The 3,414-nt window shown below is 42.9% G+C and carries 2 protein-coding genes; both read right to left on the bottom strand.

Annotation, left to right across the window (positions count from 1 at the left end):
• Positions 1–251: 251 nt before the first annotated feature.
• Positions 252–1,562 (bottom strand): hypothetical protein, encoded by a 1,311-nt coding sequence (locus PR675_RS20475; RefSeq protein ID WP_060560802.1) that lies wholly within the window; start codon positions 1,560–1,562, stop codon positions 252–254.
• Complete coding sequence (locus PR675_RS20470) at positions 1,562–2,815, bottom strand: hypothetical protein (RefSeq protein WP_040132422.1); 1,254 nt, start codon at positions 2,813–2,815, stop codon at positions 1,562–1,564. Before PR675_RS20470 ends, PR675_RS20475 begins: the two co-directional genes overlap by 1 nt.
• Between the last annotated feature and the right edge of the window lie 599 nt (positions 2,816–3,414).

The following is a 3,414-nucleotide window of genomic DNA, read 5'->3' as shown; positions in this document are numbered from 1 at the left end:
TCCGTGGGCATGTCACCCATCAAGTTAATAGAAGATGCAGGTTTAACAGCTTTTAATTTTCCAGTAAAATAGAGTTAACGTGTAATTTATTTAGTGAAATTACCTGTTTTATTAATATTAACCTCTTAAACCAAAACAGGTAAATCACAATATATTATTCCTCAATTAAAAAAACAAATTAGAATTAATATTTGTTTTTATTACTTACAATCTCTATTTAACATCTCATTATATTGTTGCTTTCCACATTATCAGATCGGCGATATTTCATACACCAATCCATCGCGATTACCGAGGTCCGGTGCATAGTAGGATTCTACCGGAAAATAGAATAGACGATTACGGACACCATCAAATAATACATTTTCCTGATAGCTTCTCGGGAATTTCTGCATCCGCTTCCAGTTTTTTCCGCCGTTGTGTGATACCCGGATATGCTCAGGGTCGTTAAACCGAAAAGTGAATATCAGACTATTATCTTTCCCTGCATACAGATCAGAAATCGAGTCTGTACCGGTTTCCAGTACTGGCGTGTAATTGCCGTTGCTGCAATCCAGCCGGTTGATGCTGTACCGCATACGTGGCTCGGTTTTGAGAACAAAATAAACCTCTCCTTCCGGTGTCACGGTCGGTTTACTAACTCGCCCCGGCAGCGACAGATACGCTTCCTGGCGTCCCGTCTGGAAGTTAATACAAGTCAGTGAGCTGGTGTCGCTTTCCTGCTTCCAGAAGATTGCCCGTTGTGAGGTGGCGAGCCAGCTGGGATCCTGTATATTGTAATGCTGATAACTACCGAGATCGGCACGTCCCCGCCCAGAGGGGTTCAGGTCGGCGAGTTTTTTCCAAGTCTGTCCAAAATCCATTGTCTGATACAATCGCTCATTCTGCGCCATCACGAAATGACCCGCCCCAGTAATCGCTAGGACATTCTCTTCCGCCCGCGTTTCTGGCGATGCCCATTGTTGTAGCCACTGCCAATGCAGACCACCGTCATTTGAATAAAATGCTGGTCTTCCTGGGGTGATATCATTCTTAAATACGATCAGGCAGCGCCCTTGATTATCACACTGCTGACTCAGTACGTTGCCGATAAAACGGGCCCGGACGCGCAGCTCCCCCTCCTGCTCCGTCATAATCTGAGTTAGCGGCAACCGTGGCCTGTAGGATTCAATTTCTCGGCCACTCCCTTTGCCAATCTGTTTTGCAATGTGCTTGTTGATCACCGCTTTGTCCGGATTAATTTGCAGATTAAGCAGCGGCACAGCGTTGTCATTAACGGGATCATCACGAAGCACTTTGTTGTAATGATACAGGAAATTACTGCGCTCAATATGATTCACTTTAATATCAATCGCATCGCTTAGGCCAGTGATCAAAACACCCTGTTCAACGCTACTGATAAGCAAAGATTTCATGATAATCGCGTTTTTTTCCGGCTGATAAGGACGAGTACGTTCCCATTCTCCGGCAAATCCAGCGAAATCACGTATGTACATAAAAGTTATGCAAATAATCAGCCCGACGGCCAATAAAGCAACTCGGATGCGACGATCAGTAAACATCAGGTCACCTCCTGAATATACGGAGCCTTATTCAAGCTACTTCGGAATGACACCAGATACTGTCGCACTTTCTCTATCCGTGCGGAGGTGACCGTGTATTTTTCGATAAAGCCGTTGGACAGCTCAGTTAACAGCATAATCAGGAAAAATATCGACATACTGAGAAAACTGCAATCAAGAAACATATCCCCGGCTTTCAACCAGTCCCATTTGTCAGGCATCACACCCGCTTGCCACCAGTCATGGAACGAAAAAAACAGCATCAACAACGGTAACACCAGACAGATGAGACCAATGGCTTTGTACGCCCGTTTCATTTGACGGTTGGGCATCATTATGCCGCTGTATTTGAGATATGCCTGTCCGTCCCGTTCGTTACACAGGCCGACGATCTGACCGTTCTCACCGTTAAGGATAAGCGTCATGGGGTCACCTTCGGTCAGAAAAAAATCCGGATGTCGGTAAAATATCGGATTTACATCTTCACTGAATGTATTGTAATAACAGCGGAAAGTGAATAGCACGCCCTCACAGAGAAACTGATAATCTCTATAATCGCGCCGCGATTTACCTGTACCAGTAAATCCTGTGGTCACACTGAGTGAACGAATTTCCCCTTGTAATGTGCTCAGAATGACCTGATCTGCATGGATCATATTATCCGGCGTCTGGGGTTTTGCTGTTTTTACCACTGCCTGTATATTTTTTTGCTGTGCGGCTATTGTTGTCTGCAGATCGTTTTGAGTGTGAAAGAGTGATAAATCTCCAGCCTGTACACGCCGAAGTCCCTCTTGCAAACGGTGTGTTCGTTTACTACTACTGACCAGCAATCCTTGAACACCGGAGCAAAAAAACCAAGCACCGATAATAAATGCGATCAACATGAGCAGAAATATGATAATACCAAATGATAAATTAAAAAAAACATAGCCAAACGCCCCCATCAGTAGCGTTCCTATCAGTGTTTTCAGGGCATTACGGGCTTTATCGGTACCTTTAGTCACGGGTTGCAGTGTTCCGTGGTCTGGAGCGACTAACCAGTGCAACCAGAATGTCCCATCAGCCAGCGGATGTGCACCGATATACACACGCTCGCCCTCTGTTAATTTTTCCGCAACAGAGATATCTTCAAATTGCTTAGCATACATCCAGAATACCTTATCTCCGGCTAGGATCCGGCGGTAATTCGTTTCTGGTTCGGCGTGCTTATCGTGGCGCACAAACGGCAAATCAAAAAAGCAGACATTTTTCATAGGCAACAGCACCATCCATAAGTAATCATACTACCCAGTAACGATTCTGATTGAAATATTAGTTAATATTTATATTTTGAAGATTAAAAATTATAAAAACACTCGGGCATGTTGACCTTTATTGTATATATTTTATATTGCTCCACATAGTGAGCCACATAATTGAAAACGTCAAAACAACGACACTTTCATCATTTTTTGATAATTTACCATACCAAATAGCAACTGCTCAGTGTTTCTTAATACTCAGAAAGGTATTTTCAACGAAATAACGGCATTGATATAAACACCAATCAATAGCTATATTACCTTAATTGCTATTTCCTTTTCTAGGTATTATATAGTGAGCCTTAAGATTTTTAATCGAATCTTGTAAAGCTTGGCTATTAATCTTTATCCTCTCCCATTAAAATGAGACAGCTATAATGAGATTTTCTGCCCAAAATTGCAGAGGTCGTTATAAAAAAGCCGGTTTTACTGAAAGGCGAATCGTCAATATTTTAAAACTCGTTGATTCTGGAATGAAAGTCGATGATCTTTATCGGCAACGTGGTATCAGTGTGCCACTGGCGGCAATTGGAAATCAAAGTACAGTGGTA

Source organism: Providencia sp. PROV261 (assembly GCF_028477945.1).
Classification (GTDB): domain Bacteria; phylum Pseudomonadota; class Gammaproteobacteria; order Enterobacterales; family Enterobacteriaceae; genus Providencia; species Providencia stuartii.
The sequence above is the reverse complement of the archived record's forward strand: the minus strand, read 5'-3'. Positions and strand labels throughout refer to the sequence as shown.